The sequence below is a fragment of the Cupriavidus sp. CER-90 genome (assembly GCF_057652055.1).
Map to the genome: position 1 here is coordinate 126,824 of NZ_JBYGYM010000001.1, position 23,074 is coordinate 149,897.

22 protein-coding genes are annotated in these 23,074 nt (G+C 56.9%); 14 read left to right on the top strand and 8 right to left on the bottom strand.

The features are described from left to right. The first annotated feature begins 21 nt into the window (after positions 1-21). Positions 22-1,443, top strand: coding sequence for an aminotransferase-like domain-containing protein (locus AC24R4_RS00560; protein WP_487521926.1), 1,422 nt, complete (start codon positions 22-24; stop codon positions 1,441-1,443). Between the two features lie 327 nt (positions 1,444-1,770). Here the strand turns inward: AC24R4_RS00560 and moaA are convergent, their stop codons facing one another. The 3 genes from moaA to AC24R4_RS00575 form a co-directional block, all read right to left on the bottom strand. Continuing rightward, entirely contained in the window at positions 1,771-2,892 is a 1,122-nt protein-coding gene (gene moaA / locus AC24R4_RS00565; RefSeq protein WP_487521927.1) for a GTP 3',8-cyclase MoaA, read from the bottom strand. 6 nt (positions 2,893-2,898) lie between these two features. Then, a complete protein-coding gene (locus AC24R4_RS00570; protein ID WP_487521928.1) occupies positions 2,899-3,078 on the bottom strand; it encodes a hypothetical protein in 180 nt (59 codons plus the stop codon). A 142-nt stretch (positions 3,079-3,220) separates the two neighbouring features. Next, positions 3,221-3,625 (bottom strand): hypothetical protein, encoded by a 405-nt coding sequence (locus AC24R4_RS00575; RefSeq protein WP_487521929.1) that lies wholly within the window; start codon positions 3,623-3,625, stop codon positions 3,221-3,223. A 700-nt stretch (positions 3,626-4,325) separates the two neighbouring features. On the opposite strand from AC24R4_RS00575, the gene AC24R4_RS00580 reads away from it, so the two are divergent. After that, positions 4,326-5,156 (top strand): HlyD family secretion protein, encoded by an 831-nt coding sequence (locus AC24R4_RS00580; protein WP_487522955.1) that lies wholly within the window; start codon positions 4,326-4,328, stop codon positions 5,154-5,156. Positions 5,157-5,344: 188 nt separating this feature from the next. Further along, positions 5,345-5,779 (top strand): molybdopterin synthase catalytic subunit MoaE, encoded by a 435-nt coding sequence (gene moaE, locus AC24R4_RS00585; protein ID WP_487522956.1) that lies wholly within the window; start codon positions 5,345-5,347, stop codon positions 5,777-5,779. Positions 5,780-5,933: 154 nt separating this feature from the next. On the opposite strand, the gene AC24R4_RS00590 is transcribed toward moaE, so the two are convergent. Further along, positions 5,934-6,077, bottom strand: a complete 144-nt coding sequence (locus tag AC24R4_RS00590) for a hypothetical protein (protein WP_487521930.1) — start codon at positions 6,075-6,077, stop codon at positions 5,934-5,936. Between AC24R4_RS00590 and AC24R4_RS00595 the strand changes: the two genes are divergently transcribed. Continuing rightward, positions 6,076-8,529 (top strand): heavy metal translocating P-type ATPase, encoded by a 2,454-nt coding sequence (locus AC24R4_RS00595; protein ID WP_487521931.1) that lies wholly within the window; start codon positions 6,076-6,078, stop codon positions 8,527-8,529. The two genes, AC24R4_RS00590 and AC24R4_RS00595, sit on opposite strands and share 2 nt — an antisense overlap. Here the strand turns inward: AC24R4_RS00595 and AC24R4_RS00600 are convergent. After that, positions 8,504-8,860, bottom strand: a complete 357-nt coding sequence (locus AC24R4_RS00600) for a hypothetical protein (RefSeq protein ID WP_487521932.1) — start codon at positions 8,858-8,860, stop codon at positions 8,504-8,506. The two genes, AC24R4_RS00595 and AC24R4_RS00600, sit on opposite strands and share 26 nt — an antisense overlap. A gap of 471 nt (positions 8,861-9,331) precedes the next feature. Between AC24R4_RS00600 and AC24R4_RS00605 the strand changes: the two genes are divergently transcribed. Beyond that, positions 9,332-9,601, top strand: a complete 270-nt coding sequence (locus AC24R4_RS00605; protein WP_487522957.1) for a YHYH domain-containing protein — start codon at positions 9,332-9,334, stop codon at positions 9,599-9,601. Here the strand turns inward: AC24R4_RS00605 and AC24R4_RS00610 are convergent. Beyond that, positions 9,598-9,942 carry an H-NS family nucleoid-associated regulatory protein gene (locus tag AC24R4_RS00610; RefSeq protein ID WP_487521933.1) on the bottom strand — a complete coding sequence of 115 codons (345 nt, stop codon included), beginning with the start codon at positions 9,940-9,942 and terminating at the stop codon, positions 9,598-9,600. The two genes, AC24R4_RS00605 and AC24R4_RS00610, sit on opposite strands and share 4 nt — an antisense overlap. Positions 9,943-10,428: 486 nt before the next feature. Between AC24R4_RS00610 and AC24R4_RS00615 the strand changes: the two genes are divergently transcribed. The 8 genes from AC24R4_RS00615 to AC24R4_RS00650 all read left to right on the top strand — a co-directional run bounded on the left by AC24R4_RS00615 (position 10,429) and on the right by AC24R4_RS00650 (position 18,151). Continuing rightward, positions 10,429-10,875 carry an HU family DNA-binding protein gene (locus AC24R4_RS00615; protein ID WP_487521934.1) on the top strand — a complete coding sequence of 149 codons (447 nt, stop codon included), beginning with the start codon at positions 10,429-10,431 and terminating at the stop codon, positions 10,873-10,875. Between the two features lie 156 nt (positions 10,876-11,031). After that, a complete protein-coding gene (locus AC24R4_RS00620) occupies positions 11,032-11,340 on the top strand; it encodes a hypothetical protein (protein WP_487521935.1) in 309 nt (102 codons plus the stop codon). A 604-nt stretch (positions 11,341-11,944) separates the two neighbouring features. After that, positions 11,945-12,448 carry a hypothetical protein gene (locus AC24R4_RS00625; protein ID WP_487521936.1) on the top strand — a complete coding sequence of 168 codons (504 nt, stop codon included), beginning with the start codon at positions 11,945-11,947 and terminating at the stop codon, positions 12,446-12,448. A 153-nt stretch (positions 12,449-12,601) separates the two neighbouring features. Next, positions 12,602-12,724: a hypothetical protein gene (locus AC24R4_RS00630; protein ID WP_487521937.1), complete on the top strand. Its 123-nt coding sequence runs from the start codon at positions 12,602-12,604 to the stop codon at positions 12,722-12,724. 141 nt (positions 12,725-12,865) lie between these two features. Beyond that, positions 12,866-13,819, top strand: coding sequence for a TIR domain-containing protein (locus AC24R4_RS00635; protein ID WP_487521938.1), 954 nt, complete (start codon positions 12,866-12,868; stop codon positions 13,817-13,819). 108 nt (positions 13,820-13,927) lie between these two features. Further along, positions 13,928-14,545: a hypothetical protein gene (locus AC24R4_RS00640; RefSeq protein ID WP_487521939.1), complete on the top strand. Its 618-nt coding sequence runs from the start codon at positions 13,928-13,930 to the stop codon at positions 14,543-14,545. Between the two features lie 494 nt (positions 14,546-15,039). Continuing rightward, the gene (locus AC24R4_RS00645) at positions 15,040-16,764 is read left to right on the top strand and encodes an ATP-dependent nuclease (protein WP_487521940.1); all 1,725 of its coding nucleotides are present in this window, start codon (positions 15,040-15,042) and stop codon (positions 16,762-16,764) included. A gap of 13 nt (positions 16,765-16,777) precedes the next feature. After that, positions 16,778-18,151: a UvrD-helicase domain-containing protein gene (locus AC24R4_RS00650; RefSeq protein WP_487521941.1), complete on the top strand. Its 1,374-nt coding sequence runs from the start codon at positions 16,778-16,780 to the stop codon at positions 18,149-18,151. 370 nt (positions 18,152-18,521) lie between these two features. Here AC24R4_RS00650 and AC24R4_RS00655 read toward each other — a convergent pair whose 3' ends face one another. After that, positions 18,522-19,319, bottom strand: coding sequence for a DNA adenine methylase (locus AC24R4_RS00655; RefSeq protein WP_487522958.1), 798 nt, complete (start codon positions 19,317-19,319; stop codon positions 18,522-18,524). A 326-nt stretch (positions 19,320-19,645) separates the two neighbouring features. Next, on the bottom strand, positions 19,646-19,948 hold the full coding sequence (locus tag AC24R4_RS00660) for an H-NS family nucleoid-associated regulatory protein (protein ID WP_487521942.1): 303 nt from the start codon (positions 19,946-19,948) through the stop codon (positions 19,646-19,648). A 1,968-nt stretch (positions 19,949-21,916) separates the two neighbouring features. Between AC24R4_RS00660 and AC24R4_RS00665 the strand changes: the two genes are divergently transcribed. Further along, positions 21,917-22,651, top strand: coding sequence for a hypothetical protein (locus AC24R4_RS00665; RefSeq protein WP_487521943.1), 735 nt, complete (start codon positions 21,917-21,919; stop codon positions 22,649-22,651). Positions 22,652-23,074 lie beyond the last annotated feature (423 nt).

Genomic DNA, 23,074 nt, shown 5'->3' on the forward strand with positions numbered 1-23,074 from the left:
GAGGTCGGTGGAGGTGCTGCATTGAAGCTCTATGAAAAGCTTGCCGCGGAGGTTGAGGCGTTGGTGACACAAGGCGTTCTATTGCCAGGAGAAAAGATACCATCCGTTCGCCAAACGAGTCAGCATCATCGCCTAAGTGTCACAACGGTGATCCGAGCCTACGTGCTACTTGAGAGCCGAGGGCTGATCGAGAGCCGACCGCAGTCTGGCTACTTTGTGCGTCCTCGACCAGGCCAAGCACCGATTGCGTTGAAGCCTTCACGTCCCGCTGGAAAGCCGTCAGCGGTTGACGTAAGCTCGCTTGTGCTTTCTACCTTGCGGTCGATTCGGACCGACGACACGATCCCGCTGGGCTCTCCCTACCCGGATGCTGACCACTTTCCATGGCAGCGCATTAACCAGTATGCGAACAACATCGCCCGTCGGCATGGGAGATGGAATATGCTAGATGACTTGCCTCCTGGCTGCCCTCAGCTGATTCGCCAGATATCAAGACGCTACCTGGAGAACGGCTACACGATTGACCCGAATGAAGTCATAGTGACGATTGGTGCGACGGAGGCGATCAATCTTTGTCTCCAGGCGGTCGCAAAGCACGGGGATACCATCGCAGTGGAGTCGCCCACTTACTACGCCATGCTGCACGCCATCGAGCGACTGGGCATGCGTGCAATCGAGGTCCCGACAGACCCGGTTGAAGGTATGGACTTAACCGCTCTTGCGAAGTTGCTGGATGAGCGGAAAATCGCGGCCTGCATGGTCATGCCGAACTTTCAGAATCCGCTTGGCTTCCAGATGAGCGAGGAAAAGAAGCGGGAGCTGGTCCAACTGCTCACTGAAAGGGACGTTCCGGTTATTGAGAATAATGTCTATGGAGAGTTGTACTTTGGCGATGCCCATCCAACTTCTTTGAAGACTTACGATACGGCGGGAATTGTCCTGCACTGTTCGTCGTTCTCAAAGACGCTTACGAACGCCTGGCGTATCGGTTGGGCCCTCCCGGGTCGCTATAACGCCGCTGTCGAGAGGCTAAAGTTCCTCAATACGCTAACTACACCGGCCATACCGCAACTGGCTATCGCGGAGTTCCTGAAAAACGATGGCTACGATATGCACCTACGCCGCGTGCGGCGTGCATATGCACAGCAGGCGATGATCATGGCGGCTGCTGTCCATCGGTTCTTTCCTGCCGGGACGCGCACGTCAACGCCTACCGGCGGATATGTTCTGTGGGTCGCTCTTCCGGACAAGGTAGACGCGATGGATCTATACCACGCCGCCTTGGAGCGAGGTATTACCGTCGCGCCAGGGCATATCTTCTCACCAGGCCCGGCGTTCAGGCATTGCATTCGGCTCAACTACAGCGCGACTTGGTCGCCGGAGATCGAAGCGGCCGTAATGATGCTTGGGAATCTGGCCGACAGGCTCATAAGAAGGCGATGACATGGCAACAGAGGCACCAGAGTGCCCACCTGACGGATTCGATCCGACTATTGTGGCTGTCCTTGAGGTTTTGTGGCGCGCAGATGGGAATCAGGTGCGCGGTGACTGGTCGTTGACCAAAATCGCAAAGCAAGCGGGGCTTCGTATGAGCATCCTCAGGCGCATCCTGACGCAGCTTGCCTCTGTAGAACTTGCATCATTCGAAGTCGACGATGCGGGGCATGGGAAGGCGAGGTTAACTGCATCGGGTCAAGCGTTTTGCCGAGAGATCTTCGCTCCCGACTAACGACGAATGTGTGAGGCGTCCTCGATATAAAAAGACTAGGTTTATCCGCCGACGAGGGACATTCTGACTGTTGGATAGCGAGTCTTTTTGCTGTCTTGAGCTGAGGCAGAACTACGGAGTTCGGAGTAGCGGTCTGTGCGAGCGCTCCAGGTAGTCGCAATCATCTCCCGAAGCGATGCCATTTGGTCGTCGTCGCGGAGGAAGGGCCGTAGATCAGTGCTGGAGGTTGCAAATAGGCAAAGGTGTAGGCGGCCATCGGCGGAAACTCGTGCTCGTACGCAATCGCCACAGAATGGGTGCGAGATACTGGAGATGAAACCTATGTCCAGGCTGCCATCGGAAAGCGTGAAGTTCTCTGCTGTCTCAGCACTTTGGCGCACGGCTGGGACGAGTCGGAACGACTCCGCGATCTTTGCGCGAAGCGTGCGAGAGTCAACGACGCGTGAGCGCGACCACCCCTGCGGACCCTCCACGTCCATGTACTCAATGAAGCGAAGTCGAACGCCGGTGTTCCGGAAGAACTCTATCAGCGGCTGGACCTGACTCTCGTTCACGCCCTTTTCAACGACGCAGTTGATCTTGAGCGGCAACAGTCCGGCTGCCTTGGCTGCCTCAATACCGTCCAATACGCTTTGGACCGGCTGGTTGACATCGCTCATTTTTCGGAAAAGGTCATCCTCAAGGCTGTCCAAGCTGACGGTCACTCGCTGGAGCCCAGCATTCTTGAGCGATGTCGCACGGGCGGCCAACAGGCTCCCGTTGGTGGTTAACGCGATTTCGAGTGGCTTTCCTGTAGTGGTTCGCAGGGATGCGATATCTTCGATGAGAAACTCGAGATCTTTCCGAAGAAGAGGCTCGCCGCCGGTGAGACGGATCTTCTCGACGCCTAGGGAAACGAACGCCTTCGCAACCCGGAACAGCTCGGAGCGCGACAGTTTTGCGGCCTTAGTTAGGAAGGGAAATCCTGGACCGTAAATTTCCTTCGGCATGCAGTACGTACACCGGAAATTGCACTGGTCTATGACTGACAACCTCAAGTCGCGGAGGGGACGGTCCAGCGTGTCGAGTAACGCGGATGCCCCGACGTCTGCAGCAGCACCCTTGGCACGATGCTGAACGGTAGGCGGGGAGCTGGCTCTCCCCGTATGGAGCCCGTCGACCATGCTCGCTTAACTTGCCGCATTTACCGACGAAGCCGACGCGGCACTGGCAGGCGCGCAGCCAGCGGTATGCCGGTTGTGCGCTGCTGCACGCGCCTTCTCGATGACTTGCCAGTCGGGCCCTGCATTTGCCTCAAAGCTGGTGGTGAGGGTCAGGGCGGTGAACAGTAGGAACAATGCGGTTTTCATGAGTGAACTCCTTCTTGCAATGCGGTCGGTGCGTCGAGGGGCCGCAGGCCGGTCGGGGCGCCGCGTTGGCGCGTCCCGGGCTACCAGGCTGAGGCTGGAGGTGAGTTTCAGAGATGAATCGTGGTGTTGCGGCCTCATCGGTTCAAGCGGCAAATTGTGCTTGCGAGGCGTTGTCAGCATGCGCGGGAGGGGTTGATACACCTGTGTGGTCCATTCCTGCGACGAGCGAGCCGGCCGCATGGGCTGCGCTCGGAATGTTGCCTTTTGCGCCATCCGTGTAGGGGTCCGCTTGCTTGACGCCATGGGCCCCATCCGTGAACGGATTGCGCGGGCTCTGGATGTTTGCGCCGTCGAGGTACGGATCCGGGCGCTTGGTTCCGTTGGCTCCGTCGGTGAATACATCGGCCTTGATTTGGTGGAACGTGTATCCGTACTTGTCACCGGAGAAGGAGCTATCTTTCGGGCCTTGGGCGTGCGCCGGAGCGAAGGCCATGACGCTGGCGCCAAGAATGAATGCCGATACGAGGGTGCTGAGATTGGTTTTCATGATATTGAGTCCTTTCAACGATATTGAGGAAGACAGACATCGACCTTTTTCGACGCTGATATCTGGAGGGGCGTCGGGATGGTGCGGCGATCTGTGGAATTCATGGTAGGGGACCCATCTCGTTCGTCCCGCATACAAAGACAGCGCATTTCACCCAGAACAGTTTGGCTATCGAGTTTCAATTTGGACCATCTGTCCCGTAAGGGCTCGTACTGCGATACAAGCTCCAGATGGCGGCGAAACAGGGAGCCGCGCCGCGCGGGCAGGGACTTCCGTCGCAAGAGGTGGTACTTGCTCCTCAGCTGCTGCTGAAGGGCAGTCGCAAACGTCTCCTCTTCATTCGGCGGGACGTCCTCCCCCTCGAGCGGTGCATGCGTCGCAAATCAACTGAACCGGATGTCTTTAGGGGCAACTGTACCTACTTGGGCGCCGGTGACCGCCTACGCTGCGTGGGGCGACATAAGTTGTTGTCTAGGTTGGTCTCAGACCTACGTGGAGACCGATATCCTCGGAGAATCTCGATGATTACAAAGGCAAAAAATATGGGGTCCCGCCTAAAGTGGATGCTCATCCTATGGTCGGCCGGCGTGGGAACTGTGTTTCTCGCTGCGACTGCGATGCGGATGGCCATGCGCTTAGCAGGTCTGGTTCCTTAACGATGGTCAATACCGAGAAATTCGTCGCACTCCTGGTGACTGCGATGCTGGCAATAGTCTGCGCACTACCTGCTGCAGCGGACATCTGGACCTCGTACGTTGCGGCGCCAGTGACACGCGAAGGCCAAGTCCGTGCGGATGTAGTCGCCGTGATTCCGGACGTATCGGGAGTAGTTACGGACGTTCTTGTTAAGGATAACGAGCAGGTCCAACGAGGCGACGTTCTTTTCGTGATTGATCAGGATCGGTTCGCGCGAGCACTTGGGCGAGCAGAAGCAGCGCTAGCGGCGAGAAAGGCCGATTCTCCCCTGACGCCAGAGTGGATTGCTACTTCACAGTCCGGCGTTGATTCGCTTGCGGCTCAGGATGAGTCCCGTGTAAGGGCTGCACAAACATCGGTCGATGTCGCGCGCTTGAATTTCGCGCGAGCCCATGTCGTGGCTCCGGCAGACGGTCGCTTGAACGAGCGACCGCCACGCGTTGGAGATTATGTGACGGCCGGTCGGACTGCTATGTCGATGGTAGACGCCGGCGCGCTGTACGTGGAGGGATACTTTGAGGAAGGAAAGCTATCGCTTCTGCACGCCGGTGATCCGGTTGACATAAGGTTGACGGGCGAGAACACGTCCCTGCAGGGAAGGGTGCAGTGTCTCGTTTCTGGCCAAGCACGCTGGACGGACGCTGAGTTGCGGACAGAAGGGTTTACTCTCGCGCCGGAGCCAGCCTCACGCTTCCCCGTGCGCATCAAGTTGCAAGCTTTGCCAGCAGGAGAAGAGCTCGTTGCTGGACGGCCAGTAACCGTAACCGTCTCTGTATCTAAGCGGGCGGGAGGCGGTTCTTCAAGCGAATTGAGAACCGACGTTTCGCGATGCTAGTTGAAAGCCGTAGGGGCGTAAGTAACCAACGCGTTCTGTGTCGGTCATGGCTCGGAAGATGGCTCGATCTGACGCACTGACTGTTACTTGAGCAAAGCTTGCATACTGTTTAGGTGGCAGATCAATGTCGCGGGGTAATCTGGGTTCTTCGGTGTTGGAACCAGAGGACGTTGACCGTGACTGTTCGAGTGCAGACGCAGGACATTGACATTGGCGAGGAGCTTTCAGATCTTTTTTCGCCCGACGCAGGCGCAGTGGTCAGCTTTCTGGGCACAGTCAGGAAAGCTGGGCAAATAGGGCAGATCGCTTCGCTGTCGCTAGAGCACTATCCAGGTATGACTGAGAGGGCGCTCCAGGACATTGTCCAAGCTGCCAAACGCAGATGGACGCTGAGCGGCGTCACGATCATTCATCGGGTTGGGGATATGCGACCTGGGGATCGAATTGTCTTTGTCGCAGTGGCATGTGTCCATCGGAGAGACGCCTTCGAAGCATGCGATTTCATTATGGACTACTTAAAGACCTCAGCGCCTTTTTGGAAGAAGGAGAGGGGCGGTGGTGCGGAATGGTGGGTCGATGCGAGGGACAGTGATGTCGTCGCTCAGCAAAGGTGGGAGGAGTAACACTCCGACTTGTCTGGCGGTATTGCTTCCGTTGGACCAGCGCTAGCTGATTAGCCCAGCGAAGTAGACCGCCGTTCAAACTTGCCTTCCCCTGCGATCCATTGGGAGGTGAAACGGATTTCCGGGCCATCTCGCGCGCACCGAAGCCTTTCGTTCATCGATTGAGTTTGCCTAAAAGCAATGCGTTGCTGGCCGATATCAAGGCAAATTCTGGCGATGAGGGTCTTGACCTTCCAATCATTGGAAGGACGATGCTGTAGTTACCGCGCTTCGCGCTCTCCTGGATCTTCGCCATCATGTCTAGCTCCTCCACTCAGTCCCTTCTCGAATTCCGCCTTCCAGTAGAAGGCATGACCTGCGCATCATGCGTGCGACGGGTTGAGAATGCCTTAGCAAAGGTGCCCGGTATTCGCGATGTCGCCGTTAACCTCGCGACAGAACAAGCCACGCTGAAAGCCGAACACGGCTCATCCCTCTCTGCGGCCGCAGAGGCCATTGCCAACGCCGGCTATGGTGTACCTCGTGACACCATAGACCTGGATATTGCAGAAATGACCTGCGCTTCGTGCGTGGCCCGCGTCGAAAGGGCACTGCGCGCGGTTCCCAGTGTGACGGACGCACAAGTTAACTTGGCCACAGAGCGGGCCAGTGTCACAGTGTTACGTGGGGCAGTTGATGTCGCTGCGCTAGCCGAAGCCGTGACTCGTGCTGGGTACGCTGCCACTCCGTCAATGGAAGCCACGTCGGGTGTTCCAGTGGTGATGGAGGGGAGGACAGAGTTTTGGGCTGGTCCCTGGCCAGTTCTGATCTCCGCCGCATTGTCGTTGCCACTAATCGCACCTATGGTGGGCGGATGGTTCGGTGTTCATTTTATGCTGCCTGGATGGCTCGAATTGCTGCTGGCGACGCCTGTGCAGTTTGTGTTCGGCTGGCGATTCTACAAAGCTGGTTGGAAGGCGGTGAAAGCCGGGGCAGGCAATATGGACCTGCTTGTTGCTCTCGGGACCTCGGCGGCCTACTTTTTGTCGCTCTGGTGGCTGTTTAGCAGCGGAGACCGCATGCCGCATCTCTATTTCGAGAGTGCCGCGGTAGTTATTACACTTGTTCGCTTGGGGAAGTGGCTGGAGACGCGTGCCAAGCGCCAGACTGCAGATGCAATCCGCGCGCTTGCCGCATTGCGGCCCGATACAGCGCGGGTTCGACAAAACGGCGTTGAGCAGACTGTTCCTCTGGCAAATGTTAGGGTAGGGGACGAAGTTGTTGTTCGTCCTGGTGAGCGAATCCCCGTCGATGGCGAAGTGGTCGAAGGTAGCACTCATACAGATGAGGCGATGTTGACTGGAGAATCAGTGCCGGTTTCTAAGCAGCTCGGGGATCGTCTGACAGGTGGATCAATCAACTACGAAGGACTCATTATTGCTCGCACGTTGGCTGTTGGCTCCGAGACGGTTCTGGCGAAGATCATTCGGATGGTCGAGCATGCACAAGCAGCGAAGGCACCGATTCAACGGCTCGTGGACAAGGTAAGCGCAGTATTTGTACCCATCGTGCTCGTAATTGCACTGGCGACGCTGCTTGGTTGGGGGCTTGTTGCGCAAGATTGGAGCACGGCGCTTATCAACGCTGTCGCCGTACTCGTGATTGCTTGCCCATGCGCATTGGGCCTGGCAACTCCCGCAGCCATTATGGCAGGCACCGGGGCTGGTGCTCGTGCCGGCATTCTCATCAAGGACGCTGAGACGCTAGAAGTGGCCCATCGCGTGTCCGTGGTAGCGTTCGACAAAACCGGGACGCTTACTGTCGGTAAGCCGAAGGTCGTGGCATTGTATGCGGCAGACGGCGACAGCGATGCGCTGTTGACAAAATTGGCAGCACTCCAAGCCGGCAGCGAGCATCCACTAGGGCGTGCGGTTGTGGAGTTTGCTACCCAGGGTGGTATTTCGACAAGCGCGGCAAGCGATGTACGTGCCTTGCCGGGCCGCGGAATTGCTGGTGTGGTGCAGGGGCAGGCATTGCAGCTCGGTAGCGAGGCGCTTCGAGCGTCCCTCCAGGCTGAAGCTGGCAGTCTTCAATTTGAAGCGGAACGTCTGCGCAGCGAAGGTCGTACCGTATCTTGGTTGGTGGATTCTGAGCAGCGCAGTGTCCTCGGGCTGGTGGCCTTTGGAGATGCGCTGAAGCCAGGGGCTGCTGAAGCGATCGCACGGTTGCGGAAAGCTGGGGTTCGGACTGTGATGCTTACCGGCGACAATGCAGGCGCCGCTGTACGTGTTGGTAATCAACTGGGTTTGGATGAGGTGCAATCAGAGGTGCTGCCCGAGGAAAAGGCAGCGCGCGTGTTGGCTCTCCGACGCAATGGCGATGCAGTTGTTGCAATGGTGGGGGACGGCATCAACGACGCCCCAGCATTGGCGGCGGCCGACGTTGGGATAGCTATGGCTACGGGAACTGACGTGGCCATGCATGCTGCGGGTATTACCCTGATGCGCGGCGATCCCGCACTGGTGGCGGATGCACTCGTCTTATCGCACCGCACCGTACGCAAGATTCGGCAGAATCTGTTCTGGGCGTTTATCTACAACGTGATTGGTATACCGCTGGCGGTGCTGGGGATGCTTAACCCTGTGGTTGCGGGCGCCGCAATGGCGTTCTCCAGCGTTAGCGTCATCAGCAATGCTCTGCTCCTGCGGCGCTGGCATCCGCTCGCCGACGTCGTTCGCTTCAATGCTAAGGACGACGGCGAGGTGGCGTGATTAGGGCGGAGCTTTCCTTTCCGGATTCGAGCCTGCCAAGTGTGTCTTGGGCAAGTGACCGAGCAACCCTGGTCCCCTTTGTCTCCCGGCCTTCCTGTTGAAAGAAGGCCAAGAACGCTTGCAGATCTGCCGTCTTTTTCTTGACCGTGCCCGTCGATGGCGATGCCATCGTCTCTTCTATATCATTGATTTTTATAGAAATATTTCCGTGCGACACACTATGTTCCACCGTTGGTAACTGTTTTGTGGCCTCGGTGCCTACTAGGCTGACCTCGCTTTCAACAAGGAGGTCGTATGTTTCAAAAAACAGAGTTTGGCTGTTCTCAGCCATGGGCGTGAGGGTGCAAGTTCGGGAATTGCCAATTAACAACATCGTAATCTTCCAGCCAATCTGCGAACCAGTCAGAGGCCTGGTTGAGCCGATCTGCCGAGGGAGGGGATTCTGGAGTCCCCAGTACAACAACTGGGTGGTGTTCGAACAGTACAAGGGCGTTGTTCTGGAGGAGTTGAGCCGAGTTGCAAAGGCCGTGTAGGGGTAGAGCGGGGGAGCCAGGGACGTGCATGATTGGCTGCCCTCGCCTTGCACCGGTGGTCCGCGTGCGGCAGGCGTCTCCCTCTCTTGCGGGATTGTCAGCACTCGACTATTGGCTGGAGAATTTGGGGTAGGCGGCGGATTATCGTCGCGCAAGAAGAAAACGAACTAGAGGGGAGGGGTCCCATGAGTAATCGATCGGCGCAGTATTTCCGCGTCCGGCTGGAGGCAAGCAGGTGCGCATTTATTGTCTGCGCGGCCGGTTTGATGATGTTCGCTGGTGCGGCACGCGGCCACGGTGGTGGCCTGGATGCAGATGGATGCCACACGAACCGCAAGACTGGGGAATACCACTGCCACCGTGGCGGTGGTCGGACCGCTTCGGGCACGATTCCCGGGCTAAGCCCTGCAGGCGCTAGGTCAGCGAACTCTTTTGTGTCAACCCGAGGCGCTCCGTCCGGACAGACCTGCTACACGGGGCCGCGCGGCGGAACCTATACCATCACCGCTAGCGGCCGCAAGAACTACGGCGGCTGCTAACTAACTGGGTGCCCCGTTGGTGCGATTTCAAAATGCTCGATGGACTGCCCCGCATTTACAGCGTGCTGCAGCCAGTCGGGTATGACACCTTTGCCGTCCCAGGCATGACCACCGGCATCTCGGTAGCGGACAAAGCCTGCCGCTTGCCCGGTATGGCTCGATTCGTTGCATTTAAAGCAGCCTACAGCCATGAGATCGTCGTAAGTGATACCGTGCTTCGCCATCTGTGATTTGACCCAAAGGATGGCCGACGCACGATCCCGAAGAATCTGAACTTCCGATTTTGCAGCAAAAGCGGGCGACCGAGAGTCGTGGATGCTATGTGTCGAAGGCTGCCGCATTGTTGATACCTACACATAGACATACTTACCGTAGTCGCGGGAGCCACGCGTGTATTCTAACGCTGTCGGATAGACGCGGAGGAGCCAATGGTTTATCCCAATGCGCCCAAGGTGGTGTACTTCGGGGGCGACGTCGGAGTTGGATTCGAGTATCTCATTGGAGGTACGAACCAGGCTTTCGTCGTTAGTCGCAAGGCTTTGGAGGACTGTTTCCAGCTCGACTTTGCGGGAGTTCCGGTCGCGGAGAGAGACAATGCACTGCTGAAATCGTTCGGGCAGGGATGGGAGCGCATTAGGAATGTAGCGGCGAGAGATCGTCGCGTGCCGAGCAGCACCGCCATTGTCTTGGGTTCATGCGACTTCTGAGGGTTGCTAGCCGAAGCACTGGACCTTAAACGGCGCGCTTCCCCATTGCACGCCTGCGCTGTTATTAGCTATGCTCCGCAGATCCCGGCAATGGTGCCGGTATCCTGTAACAGGAGCCATATGGCAACGAAGAAGACGGCCGCCCCGAAGACTGCGGCAAAGAAAGTGGCAGCACCGGCAAAGAAGGCTGCTCCGGTGGCGAAGAAGGCAGCACCGACAGTCAAGAAGGTAGCCGCGGCAGCACCGGTAGCGAAGCCGCTGAAGGACACGTTCAACAAGTCGAGCTTGCTGGCCCACCTGGTTGCCCAGACTGAGCTGGACAAGAAGACGGTGCAATCGGTGCTGTCGCATCTCGAAAACACCATCGTGAGCTCGATCCACAAGAAGGGCGCTGGCGAATTCACCCTGCCGGGCCTGTTCAAGGTGTCCGCCATCCAGGTTCCTGCTACGAAGAAGCGCTTCGGCAAGAACCCGTTCACGGGTCAGGACCAGTGGTTTGCCGCCAAGCCTGCTTCCGTCAAGGTCAAGGTTCGTCCGCTGAAGAAGCTGAAGGACGCAGCACTGTAAGACAACGCCGGGTAAATACGTTCAAGGGAGCTTCGGCTCCCTTATTGTTTATTCGGTTGGCTCGGCAATGTCCGGCCGGTTGGCGAAAAACTTGTTTATATGTGCACCCTACTAACAAAGGACAGGGGAGCGCACATTGTTTGAAGAAATAATTCGATGGCAAAACTATCCAAAACTAAGCAAGCTGTATTGAATCAATTTGAAAACAGAACGGATGAGTGGTCGTTTGCAGATTTCGATAGGTCCTTCATTGTACAAGTGGGCGGAAGACACACTAACTATCAAGACGCAAAAATGGCCATCTCCGCCGCGCACAAAGAAGGGTTGTGGCCCAAAACTGTGGCCAGGTATATCTTGACGAATTTTAGATCTTTCGGAAGCACTCCCGGAGAACTTATTGAAGCTGGCCGCGATGTCGTAGCTATGTTGTCAGAGGATGAGCGCGCCAAGTGGCAACTTAAGTAGGGCTAGTGAGAAGAGTCCCAGAAGGCTCGCAACCCACCATCGTCTTGAGACGCGGGTTGCTCTGTCGTATGAGCATTTCGGCGCTCGGCGGATTATGCGCAAGCTTGGGTATCGCCTTCCATCCGGCGGATCGCCGAGTTCCGACAGTCTTTTCGAGCCGTGCGCTATCTTCGCCCGCACGCTGGTCGTCTCAACTCTTCCCCCGCAGAGACCAGTCTCCCCTCGTCGCTGCCGTATCAAGCCGACCAACGAGGCGGTCACCACCGAAGCCTTCTCGCTTGTAAGGTCGGCCCTCCCGTCGGGCGGCTTTGCGCTCGGCCCACGTGTGACTTACTTGTATACGTTCGCGGGCAGGTGATGGCTTAGACTTTTTTGCTATAACAAATCGCCGTTCTCTGGCCACTTTCATATGACGGCTGCCTCTCGGCTGCCCGATATCGCCCCTGGGTGCCCGATATCGGGCGTCTTGGTTTGATTTCTGGGGTTATCCACAGGATATCCCCGGTTTTTCGCGTATCAAGATGCGTAAGCAGCACCTTATTAGTAAAACTAATTTTTCCGTTCGGGATTTGCAGGGTGGCGTTCTCTACGCTACATTGCGGCGATGGACCCAGACATCGTCACAAAGGAACTCATCGAACGCATGAGGGCGAAGCGCGCTTCTCTGCTCAATGTGCTCAATGAGCTCGAGCCGCAAGTGGAGGCCGCGCGTGCGGAAGTTGCCGACATTGAGGCATTTCTGCGAGTTGCTGAGCGCGAGATTTCAAGCAAGACGGTGCCTGCCAGACGTTTTGTGCCGTTGGTACCGCCGCGGGTTGTTGAGCGCCTGAATCGCCTTCCGAAGGTCCAGATGGTCAAAGACCAGGCGTATGAACTGTTGCTCAGAGTCGGACATCCGATGCGGACGCCGGAAATCTTTGCGTCGTTGAAGGACAGCGGGTTCGCCCAGTTGCTTGTAGGGGAAACCGAATCGCACCAGATTGCTCGGTTGAGCAGCATGCTGAGCGAGGATCCTCGCTTTGATGCGAACAGGTCTTTGGGTTGGAGTTTGACGCCTTACGCGCAAATTCTGGCCCCAAATAAGGGAGATCACGGACCTGAAAAGTGAAAAAGCGCCAAGGTTGAGGGACCCTGGCGCCTTGTGTGGATGAGGACGGAGGCTAACCTCGTCCAACCCAACGTGTCTTTGGCGAGACGACTGGAGTCTACATCTCCGGAACGTTGGGGGCAACAACCGGCCTCTAATTTCTTGGAGCTGCTGATGAGACATCATCTGCGCGTCAAGACGGTGTTCGTCCGTGCCTACGGTCGCTTCCGCTTGGGTAAGTGGGAATCGGTCTGCCAGCACTGGCGTTCGCACCCGGGTCAACTTTCGCTGTTCTAAGTTGACCGCCTGCGCGCTAGCCTAGGCGCAGGTTCTTGCCGCCGGTCTCTCACAGTCTCAACAAACAAATCACAACTCAACAGTTTGCTACGTGCGAACTCCGCGTTGACGCGTTCGTACGGTATTGAAGCGGAGATTTGCATGACGCGGGCGTTTGTTTCCTATTGTCACGTTGACGAGTTGTATCGTGCCGAGCTGCAGAAGCATCTGACGTTGCTGCAGCGGCAGGGACATATCGATGTCTGGAGCGACCACCGTATTCCTGCTGGCGGGGAACTCGATACGCGCATCAGTGCGGAGCTCGAAGCGGCAGGCCTGATTCTTCTCTTGGTCAGCACGGATTTCATGGCGTCCGAATATTGCTACGGCGTCGAGATGCGCCGTGCTATGGAGCGTCACGAAGAAGGGAGCGCGATTGTGGTCCCTATCATCGTCCGGCCCACGGATTGGGAAAGCGCTCCTTTTGGCAAGCTGAAGGCGCTGCCGAAAGATGCAAAGCCTGTCATCAAATGGGCCACGCTGGATGACGCCTTCCTGGACGTAGTGAAGTCTCTTCGGTCTCTTATAGCCCCGAAGGGCAGCCAGGCTTCGGGCTCGGTGGCCCCACGTGTGACGCCGTCTCAGAACACACCGCAGGTGGCTGCTCCACGCCCGCGCTCAAGCAATCTCGCGTTGCGCAAAGAATTCAGCGACATGGATCGCGATCGCTTCCTGGATGACGGTTTCGCCTTCATACGGGACTACTTTGAGAACTCCATTGAGGAGTTGGCGCAGAGAAATCAGGGATTTGAGGGGCGATTCCGGCTGCGGTCCAATGACGCATTCACCGGCACCATCTATCGTTCAGGCACAAAGGTAGCTGCTTGCTACATCCGCCTTAGCAGTATGTATGGCGGAAGGAACCGGAAAATCAGCTATTCAAACTCCGACGACGGAGCCGACAACAGCTTCAACGAGCTGGTCAGCGTAAGCAATGATGACCAGGTCATGTTCTTTAAGTTGCAAATGTCGCATTGGGACGAAAACAAGGACAAGCTGACCTTCGAGGGGGCGGCAGAGGCGTTGTGGAAGCTCTTTATTGAGCGGCTTCAGTAAGGGGTCTTGCGCCTGCCCTACGCGCAAGGCGCATTTATTCGGCTGCGGGACGCCTCGGCGTCAACTCGCCGCGAGACTGGCAGCTAACAAAAAAATGGAAAGGAAGGTATGAAGGCAAGGTTTCTCTCGGTGCTGGTTCTCGCTGGCGGCAGCGCGCTGATGGTGGGCGGATGTGCCAACATGGCGACAGAGCAAAGCGCAAAGAATGTGAGCATCACGACGTTCGCCAGCTCCCAGGATCCGTTCTTTCCGAAACGCAGAGCGGAGGGCGCGGGCGAAACCAAGGTGAGAGCCTTCGGCCAGGTTGAAACGACTGAATATCCACTGATGGCGGTCCGAAAGTGCAACCAGGACCAGACGTCTTGCTCCTGGGGCGTTGTCAAACTGGTTGGGACTACGGAACTGAAAGAGGTCGGTCCAGACGGTGTGACGATGGCCATTGGCCTTTCTTACGACCTAGGGCGCAAGCAAACGATGGCCGCTCTTGGCCACACTGTGACGTCGGAAATTTCTGCAGATGTTCCCGCACTTTCGGGGCATCGGGAATTTTCGAAGGTTGTCCGAATTCCGTACGGCCAAATGCGTCGCGTAAGCTTCGACTACGGCGTCGACTTTAACGTCTGCGCAGTTCCTGCAGACAAGAATTTGATGCCGAGTGATGGGCGGTGTAGCCTTGACGGCATCCAAACCGGTGCTACTTCGCAGAGCAGTTTGCCGATGCTGTAACAACAGGACACTGCCGCGCGATACTAGCCGCAGGCAATAGGAGAACGCCATGCCAGTAGTCTCAAAAAGAGAGTTCCTGCGCCTGTTGAATGAGGAACTGCAACGCGACGATCGCTATCGGGAGGGTATGCGGTTCGTGGCAGCTCCTGACCCCGACAACCCGGAGGGAGCCTCTGGGTACTCGTTCGTCCCCGCTACGGGCGACAACGGAGTCTTTGCCGCGGTGAGGGCTCGAGTCTCAGCTGACATCACTGTAGAGTAAGTTCCCCGTGTTCCGCGGGACTACCATCGTCGAAAGCGATGACACAGCACGACTACTACTCGAGGATGCCGGCAACCTTGGAATCGGCCAGTGCAATCGCGAAGTTTGGCCATGGCGGTATGTTCCGGCCGAGAAATTCAGAAGCAAATCGCACCACACTGTGCTCCGCCGTTCCGGGAAGTCGGGTCTGAGGTGCATGGAAGCAGTCTAGCGGAATGACTACGGGAGACCTATGCAGATTCGTCATCTAACGGTACATAATTTTAGGGGAATCGCGTCCCTGGACTGGTCCCCGCGCCTTCCTTTCTGTTGCCTTATTGGCCCGGGTGACTCAGGAAAGTCCACTATTCTGGATGCTATTGAGGCAGCATTGTCATCACGCTGGCTAAGCTTTTCCGAAGCCGATTTTATTGGCGGGAACACTGGTAAAGCCATAGTGATTGAGGTGACGGTTGGCGAACTGTCAAAGGCGCTAAAATCGGATGAACGCTTTGGCTTGTACATCCGCGGTTGGACTACGGAGGGTACTATCCGCGATGAAGCGGAGGGTGATGATGAGCCAGTTCTTACGGTACGGCTTACCGTAGACGCCACCTTGGAGCCGGTCTGGGAAGTATGCTGCGACAGGATCGAGGATTCACGAACACTTTCGAATCGAGACCGAGCTCTCTTCGGAGTTGTTCGACTTGCAGGCGAGGACGCTCGACACTTGGCTTGGGGGCAGGGTTCCGTTCTGTCAAAGCTGACAGGTGACAATGAGGAGGCCTCTGCTCGACTCGCGGTGGCATACAAGGCGGCCAGGGAAAGTGCAAATCTAGGTGAAATTGAATCGCTCGTAAAGGCCGCAGCCGCCGCCCAAGGATACGCAAAATCGATGGGAGCGTATGTCGAGGGCGTCTACGGTCCAGGTCTTGAACTCGGTAGGAGCGGTCTGTCATCAGGATCCATTGCACTGCACGACTCCGGAATTCCTCTAAGACTGGCCGGTTTGGGGACTAAGCGCCTTGCGACGCTAGCGATCCAGAAGTCCGCCGTAACAGAAGGAGCGATTGTCCTTGTGGACGAAATTGAGCACGGACTAGAGCCGCATAGAATCATGGGCGCTATCTCCCAGCTTAAGCGCGACCAGACCGTAGCACGTCAAGCTGCTCGCCCATTGGGTCAAATCATCCTCACTACCCATTCTGATATTGCAATCGGAGAGGCGGGAGCCAGCGCCTTGTTTGTGTGCCGGACAACCCGGCCCGAGCGCGCTGCCAAGGTTCTCAAGCCACCAGTCGCCGACAAGCTTCACGCGTTGATGCGCTTCAATCCACGTGCGCTCTTCGCGCGGAAGATCCTAGTGTCCGAGGGCATGACCGAGGTCGGGATGCTCAATGGTGTGCGAGAGTTCTGGCCGCCTCGTCACAAAGGTATACCGTTTGAATATAACGGTGCCGCCATCGCCGATGGCAACGGAGGGCAAACGGTCTCCATGGCATTGGACTTGGCGATGCTGGGGTATTCTGTCGCCGTTTATCGCGACTCGGATGTTCCGCTCTCGCCTGAGAGCGTCGCATCGCTCGCGCGCGCTGCCATTCCGGTATTTGAGTATGGACACAACTTGGACGTAGAGCACGCGCTCTTCGCTGCGGCAGATGATGAGCAGGTCCAACGCCTTCTTGAGTACGCTAGGGAAGAGCGAGGAACCCACAAAGTCAATGACAATTTGCTCGCCGCTCTCGACCTGGACCGCGAGACAATCATCGCAGATTTCAACGTATGGGAACTGCTATCACAGCACAATGGGACGGTGTTGCGAGACAAAATTGCGGATGTTTTCGTTGTAAAAAAATGGTTCAAGGATCAACGAATCGGGCGAGGGCTGGGGCCGATTGCGTGGGATATTGCTGCTACTAACCCCGAATCGCCATTAGCTGTAGCGCTCGCGGCCGCGGAGGCTTGGCTCTATGCCTAGTGCCGAAGATCTCATGCGCGCTGGCAACGGAGCAGTTGTTGCTCCTGCAGGTCATGGTAAAACCGAGCTAATCGCGAAGATGGCGGGACTCGGCAAGCGAGCTCTCATCCTTACTCACACTCATGCCGGTGTACACGCCTTAAGGGCAAGACTTCGGCGCCTGAAAGTGCCACACAATGCGGCAGCCGTGGACACCATCGCAGGATGGTGCATGCGTTACGCGCACGCATTCCCCGGTGTCGCACAACCTTGTGACGGTATGCCGCAAGGTCGTGAATGGGACCGGCTCTACGAAGGGACCATCCGTGCGCTACAGGTTCCTGCCGTACGGCAGGTCATAGAGGCGTCCTATGATCGAATCCTTATCGATGAGTACCAAGACTGTCATCGACTGCAACATGAACTCGCAAAGGGCCTCGCGGAGATTGTGCCAACTTTGGTCTTCGGCGACCCTATGCAGGGCATCTTTGAGTTCGCAGGCGCGACGCTCGCTTGGGATGCCGATGTCCTTCCGCACTTCCCATTCGTTGGAACGCTAGACGTTCCCTATCGGTGGAAGGATAGTAATCCAGACCTCGGGCAATGGGTGTCATTTGCGAGAGACCGACTTAGGCGCGGCGAGAGTATTGATCTCTCTGCAGGCCCGGTCTCGTTCCAGTTGTCTGATTCTGCCTTCGATATGGCACACCTCTTCGAAGGGATTGACGAGGCGGATGGATCGATTGCAGCAATTCATTGCAACAAGGGGATTTGCTACCGATTGGCATGGGCGACGGCAGGCGGGTATCAGGCCATCGAAGAAATGGCTGCGCGTCGTCTCGTGGAATTCTGCAGTGACTGGGACGCCTGCGAATCTCTGCGTGACCGTACACTTATCATCAAAGCTATGGTGAAGGACTGCTTCAATGTGCGGCCCTTGGCGGAGGGCGAGGAGGAGTCTCAAGCTGACAAGGCAATAAATTTGGAGATAGGGAGGTTAAGGGTCGAGACCTTTGGCGAGCATGCGGCCGAAGCTGCGGCGTCCGTGTTTGCTCTCATTAGACGTCGATCTCGCTATCGCCTCTATCGGGGCGAGCTTTGGCGGGATACCGAACGCATTCTGACGGACGTCGCAGCGGGGCGTAGCTCGAGTGCAACTGAGGCCGCAGAACGGGCACGTCATCGTACGACAATGACCGGACGTCGCTTGCCACGCCGCACGGTATCGACACCCTTGCTGTTAAAGGGGCTTGAATTCGACCATGTGGTGGTTCCGGATGCCAAGCACTTCGCAGGCGAACAGTATGCACAGGCTAAGCTTTTCTATGTCGCAATTTCGCGTGGAACGAAGTCGCTAAGAATTACTTCTTCGAGCGCTAGCTTGCAGTTGCCGGTACCTCGCAATTGATGTTTTTGCGGAACCCTTACTCGGCGAAGGAACAGGAACTTCGCCGCCTCCTGCAGTCGGAATGCGATAGGAGACGCAAGGAACAGGTGCGCAAGCATGCTGCTATCGAGTGGCAACGCGCGCACAGCCTCGAGCTTGAGAACTAAAGCTTTGAGAAAGCTATGGCGTCAAGCGCGCGAATCACCTTCGAGGGTACTCCAGGTTACCTGTGCAAAGTGCTTGAGCGCAGGGGTACTCGCTATGGCGACAACGGCTCTATGCTGATGGAGTCGGCCGGGGAACAGTTCTTGAGGAAACACGGCCACTATTCCGTGTAGGCCGAAGCGGGTGAAGACAGCCGCTACCCACCCACAAACGGAAGTCGTTTGACTCACGCCCTAAACACGAAAATCCCCTCCGCAACCGACTTCCTGCTCTGTGCCTGTGCCGCAACGCTCCGCCGCACTGCGACTTCATGGCATTCGGCGCCGCGATACAGCTCTCGGGTTTCGCTAGTCAGGTGATTCGAGATAACGACAGGGATTCCCCTTGCTGCAGTGATGCGAGCTAAATCTGCCAGCTCTTGTTGGCGTATTTTCGGGAAGCCCTCTGCTGTGTACTTCGTGAAAGACGGTGCGCCGTCAAGGTCAACGTAGGGCGGGTCGCAATAGATGACGTCGCCAGGCACGGCGAGCTTGAAAGCGTCGGTGAAGTCGCCTTGCACGATGACTGCTTTGTCTCGTGCCCGCGCGCTGAACGCTCGAATGCTCTCTTCTGGCAGCGCCGGGGCTTGGGCAGCCCGATTCCACGGCACGTTGAAGTTGCCCTTTGCTGAGTACCGCGATAGTCCGTTGAAGCAGAACTTGTTGAGGTACAGAAAGTATGCAGCTCGCACGTCAGGTGGCGCCGCTCGATTGAAGGCCTCTCGGACTTCCGAGTAGATATCTTGGTTGGCGGCGTACTCGGAAAACAGCGGGCGTGCCAGCTCGATAATGCGCTCGGGGCGCTGGACCGTCTGTTTGTACATGCCGATGAGGTCAGTATGCGCATCGAGTAGTAGGTAGCTCGGGAAATCTGTTCCCAAGAACACACTGGCACCGCCTAAAAACGGTTCGACGAGGCGATTTCCCGCAGGCAGCAGTTCTCTGAGCATGGGTAGCAGCTGGGTCTTGCCACCTGGCCACTTCAAAATCGGCCCAGCCGAAGCTGGGATATTGGAGCAAGGGAGGGTGCCGGCGTCTGCGGCCTGGAGTTGAGGATGTTTTTGCATCCTCAGTATAGGTGCGCCGCGGTACTGATGACGGGCGCCCTGGCGTCGCGTTTCGGCAGCAGATGGCAGCAGACGGCAGCCAGGAACGCTGCGATGCCGAATCAGCGAAGCGCCTGTATCCGGGCTTAGTGATGAAACCTTACATTGGAGTCGGCACACTTTTCCAGGTTGTGCCTTACATCACCTCCGAGGTATTTCAGCAAATCCCATCCTCGCCATGTGAGGGGTTTCTTCTTTGACTGAAGCTACGCGACTTTGAAATGATCGACGGACTGCCCTGCGTTGACCGCACGCTGGAGCCATTCGGGAAGTGCGCCTTCGCCATTCCAGGAGTGGCCAACGGCATCTTTGTACTGGGCACGCACTGCTGCCTTCGGTTCCGCGACTTGCTCTCCGAAACAACCCGCTGAAACCAGGTCGTCTGCGGTGATGCCATGCCTGGCCATTTGCGATTTCACCCAAAGAATGGCCGCAGCTCGCTCGCGAAGCGTTTGCGCTTCGGAATCATGAAAGAGTGAGAACTGGGCTGGGTTGTGGAGGAGAGGCATCTACGGAGCGAGTTCGGCGCGATCTTGAGAAATATCGCCAGGCGCAAGGCTGGCAGGGCACTAAGGAATGCCCAAGGCGAGGTCAACGGAACTCGAGTCTCGAGAGGCATCCCCGTCGCCGCAGCTCCAGTGTATTCTAACTGGGTCGCCAACTCTGGAAGCGGGATGGTCTACCCAATAGAGCCTAGAGTTGGCACATGTTGCTCAAGTTGAGCAGGTATTTATGGACGGGCCCATCTCCGAATGTGATGGGCTTCTTTTTTGCCGACTCAGCAACTTTCAAACTGGCGCCTTCTGAAAAGAGGCGAGCAGTACGACTGTACCGCCCGCCCATAGAAGTACTGGAGCGGGTTCGCAGCCAGAACTAGAGTAACGGCTATCCGGAGGCAGCCTTTACTCGGGAGGCGATGTCCGAAATGCGCGCATTTGGACTAGCGCGGCTGCTCAATTGCAACCAGTTGCAGTATCTCTCCGGGTGCTAGGACTCGAGGCAGCCAGCACGTTTCGGACTTCGAAGCTCCGCGTTTCGGTCTCGTGCGGCCTGTTGCTCCCAATGCGGTGCCGGGCAGCCAAGCTGAGGCAGGTCGGTATCGCTTACGTCTTCGAGTTCTGCCGCTCGTGGTTGGGCAAGCTGAATGTAGATTTCGCGAGAAACGGCGGCGGCCGCCAGGATGACTATCGTGATAGCGGAGATTTGAGCGAGGGTCGAATCCAGCGACGAAGCCCTATGTTTGCGGGAGTCCTACGTTGGACTCGCGGCAAGCATACACAAGATGGTTTCATGCTGCTAAGACGGGTGTTGCGAGGAAGGCACACAGCGAACTGCTCTTCCAAGCTGGACAAGCTCAAGTCGAACTTTCGTCGTAGTAGCCAACCAGCGTGAACAGGCCGGTGAATGAGTGTTGGCACCGCTCACACATGTATTCCTGATGGATGGTGGTAGCTCCTATCGCGCAAGCGCCAAGCGTAATTTCTGTCGACTCGCAAGAAGGACACAGAGTGATACCCGTTGCGATCACGCGTTTCTGCCAGTCTTCGTGCGTCATCATGGCTGCGCTCCCTTGGTAAAACTCCGTACACGATGATGCCGCTTGGTTGCTAGTGTCTCAAGGCACGTCGTCTGCTCAAGGGCACGGCGATATTGCCTTGCCGGGCTGGAGCCCATGTTGGTCGCTTACAGTCCTGGGAAACGAAAATCAGTTGAGGGGCGCGAGGCCGGCATCTGGTATGTCTTGGCCCCAATCGCGCTCGCGGTCACGCATCCGTTTTGCATTGGGCATCGCGGTTGTCATGCGGGTAAAAAAAGAAGCCCGCGGCGGGAGGCGCGCGGGCTGGGATGGGTGTCATGGGGTCAATCACGACAGCATCATTTTATTGTGATTTATAAGGCATATATATCCCTCTGTGGGGGGAAGTGCGAGCGGTCCTGGTTTCACCGAACAGATCGGTGTCGAGTTGTACTAGTCCCATTCATCGGCTGTGACGAGTTCCACCAGCACGACTCCTTCGTCGGCCATCTGGTACAACTTCCGGTAGCACCAAGGGCAGGGCGCCCAGTCGCGTAGGGTCGTGCCGCCTAAGTCGTACGGAATCTCGCGGACTCGAGCCGGCGCCCCACACTCGCACACAACGATTCTGGTGAGTTCCATAAAGTCTCCTCGGAGTAGGGAGATTTCAGCAGTGAGCGGGTTTGGAATCCATGGATGAGGAGGGCAGCCAGGACGTCATGCTGTAACCGCGCATCGAGACGGCATTGGCCAACGACCGAGGAATCGTATTCGGAAAGTCCGGCTACAGGCGCAGTCTTCGGAAAAGCTGACACTGCGATTGCAGAAGAGGTGTTTTGGGAAGAAGGCTGCAAATGTTTGCGAACTGCAACAGCATGTGTAGTGACTACAAAGCTATGAGCAGGCAGCCTGTATAGTCGGTGACTTCTCGTCTCGGCATTCCGCAATCGCAAGAGGAAATATGGACCTCGTGGAGTACAAGAATCTCGTTCCCCAAGAGAACGGCAATCAGCTGTGGTTTCAGCGAGCGCAGTGGATTCTCAAGGCGATCATCTCAGGGGGCGTGGGCCTGAAGGTCGCCTATCTGAATGGCTTGGCCTACAACGAGGCCTACAGCAATGTCTTCAAACTGAAAGCGTTTCTGTTTGCAATCGGCGACAGAGATCTTTACGTAGGGGCGTATTCAGCCGCTGTGTTTGGCTTGTCGGGGTGGGTCGAGTATGCGACTAGCAGCGTTTTCCCTCTACTGATACTTTGTGGGGTGACCAGCCTAATCTGGTTTGCACCGACGATTTTGCGTAAGTTCGCTGACGAATTTCGCTTTGACCCACAGAAATTGCGCGACAACAAGCGGGCCGCTAGCGTGACGCACTGGTTCGCTGCGAACGCCTTCGCTATCGGCGTCTCGTTCTACGTTCCCTTGGTCTTGCTGATTGTTCTCATATTGGCGCCGTCCCTAGGCAACTATGCAGGCACCAGAGCCGCCGAAGCAAGGCTGAAGAACTACGAAAGGGGCTGCAAGGCCGCAGCCGAGAAGCACGACTACTGCTACGTCCTGCTGGACAAGGGCGAAGAGGTAGCTAGAGGATTCCCAATCGCTCATAGCGAGAAGACCATCGCCCTCTGGTGGAAGGGCGAAGTCAGAATAGAGGAAACAAGCGGACGATCCTTGCGTTCTCTTACCCAGGAGGACTGACACGGATGAGCAGGTGCTGCGGACATGCGATATTCGCTGTTGGCTGCGCGTCCCGCGCTGGTACGCCATAGACAATGCGGGTGCTGGTCCGTAAGCGCAAAGTGCCACGGCACAATGCCGGCGTAGCTCCGCTCCAGGTAGCTCTGGGCAACGCTCAATGCGCCCGCTACATTTCTCGACTTTCCACCTTCGCCGAGCCCGATCTCTTCAATCGCGCCGCAGCGGGACCGCTGCCTGCGGCCCTTCCTTTCCTCTGTTACAAAATAAATATCCGCCTGCGAATCAACGGTGATTTCCGTGGGACCCTTCCTCCAGCAAGTCGTCATTGAGCAATTCCACGATATACCTCACCGCAAGCCGCTCTGTCGGCAGGCAACAACCGAGGTCAAAGACCTGCTCAATAACCTCGCTGCGGAAGCTGGC

Excerpts from the sequence above, each read along its gene's own strand:
- AC24R4_RS00645 (WP_487521940.1), top strand. The coding sequence starts at position 15,040 with ATGCAGATTCGTCATCTAACGGTACATAATTTTAGGGGAATCGCGTCC.
- AC24R4_RS00625 (WP_487521936.1), top strand. The coding sequence starts at position 11,945 with ATGGACCCAGACATCGTCACAAAGGAACTCATCGAACGCATGAGGGCG.
- AC24R4_RS00615 (WP_487521934.1), top strand. The coding sequence starts at position 10,429 with ATGGCAACGAAGAAGACGGCCGCCCCGAAGACTGCGGCAAAGAAAGTG.
- AC24R4_RS00660 (WP_487521942.1), bottom strand. The coding sequence starts at position 19,948 with ATGCCTCTCCTCCACAACCCAGCCCAGTTCTCACTCTTTCATGATTCC.
- AC24R4_RS00575 (WP_487521929.1), bottom strand. The coding sequence starts at position 3,625 with ATGAAAACCAATCTCAGCACCCTCGTATCGGCATTCATTCTTGGCGCC.
- AC24R4_RS00570 (WP_487521928.1), bottom strand. The coding sequence starts at position 3,078 with ATGAAAACCGCATTGTTCCTACTGTTCACCGCCCTGACCCTCACCACC.
- AC24R4_RS00610 (WP_487521933.1), bottom strand. The coding sequence starts at position 9,942 with ATGCGGCAGCCTTCGACACATAGCATCCACGACTCTCGGTCGCCCGCT.
- AC24R4_RS00600 (WP_487521932.1), bottom strand. The coding sequence starts at position 8,860 with ATGGCTGAGAACAGCCAAACTCTGTTTTTTGAAACATACGACCTCCTT.
- AC24R4_RS00580 (WP_487522955.1), top strand. The coding sequence starts at position 4,326 with ATGCTGGCAATAGTCTGCGCACTACCTGCTGCAGCGGACATCTGGACC.
- AC24R4_RS00665 (WP_487521943.1), top strand. The coding sequence starts at position 21,917 with ATGGACCTCGTGGAGTACAAGAATCTCGTTCCCCAAGAGAACGGCAAT.
- AC24R4_RS00590 (WP_487521930.1), bottom strand. The coding sequence starts at position 6,077 with ATGATGGCGAAGATCCAGGAGAGCGCGAAGCGCGGTAACTACAGCATC.
- AC24R4_RS00595 (WP_487521931.1), top strand. The coding sequence starts at position 6,076 with ATGTCTAGCTCCTCCACTCAGTCCCTTCTCGAATTCCGCCTTCCAGTA.
- AC24R4_RS00630 (WP_487521937.1), top strand. The coding sequence starts at position 12,602 with ATGAGACATCATCTGCGCGTCAAGACGGTGTTCGTCCGTGCCTACGGT.
- AC24R4_RS00605 (WP_487522957.1), top strand. The coding sequence starts at position 9,332 with ATGTTCGCTGGTGCGGCACGCGGCCACGGTGGTGGCCTGGATGCAGAT.
- AC24R4_RS00635 (WP_487521938.1), top strand. The coding sequence starts at position 12,866 with ATGACGCGGGCGTTTGTTTCCTATTGTCACGTTGACGAGTTGTATCGT.
- moaA (WP_487521927.1), bottom strand. The coding sequence starts at position 2,892 with ATGGTCGACGGGCTCCATACGGGGAGAGCCAGCTCCCCGCCTACCGTT.
- AC24R4_RS00650 (WP_487521941.1), top strand. The coding sequence starts at position 16,778 with ATGCGCGCTGGCAACGGAGCAGTTGTTGCTCCTGCAGGTCATGGTAAA.
- AC24R4_RS00620 (WP_487521935.1), top strand. The coding sequence starts at position 11,032 with ATGGCAAAACTATCCAAAACTAAGCAAGCTGTATTGAATCAATTTGAA.
- AC24R4_RS00640 (WP_487521939.1), top strand. The coding sequence starts at position 13,928 with ATGAAGGCAAGGTTTCTCTCGGTGCTGGTTCTCGCTGGCGGCAGCGCG.